We start from the raw sequence: 279 nt of genomic DNA on the forward strand, positions 1-279 counted from the left end.
GCCTATGGCGTTCGAAGAAATGGGCAACATTTTTGCAGAAGCAGATCTTGTCATAAATTCTTCGTATGAAGAGGGGCAATCTACAGCTGTTTGTGAAGCCATGGGTCTTGGTGTGCCTGTTATCGTAAGAAAAAATGCGGGGAATTGTAGTGTTGTAACGCATGAAAAGACTGGGTTTGTTTATGAGGATCCTACTCAATTTATTGATCTAGTAAAAGAGGCGTGGAATCATCCAGCAAAAATAAAAGATATGGTTTTTGAAGCGGAAAGGTTTATTAG

1 protein-coding gene is annotated in these 279 nt (G+C 39.8%); it reads left to right on the forward strand.

The annotated features are described in order from the left end of the window. Positions 1–19 precede the first annotated feature (19 nt). A partial coding sequence (locus AOA60_RS23885) for a glycosyltransferase (protein WP_158235061.1) occupies positions 20–279 on the forward strand: 260 nt, incomplete at its 3' end.

The organism is Pseudomonas sp. 2822-17 (assembly GCF_002742485.1).
GTDB classification, from domain to species: Bacteria; Pseudomonadota; Gammaproteobacteria; order Pseudomonadales; family Pseudomonadaceae; genus Aquipseudomonas; species Aquipseudomonas cyclaminis.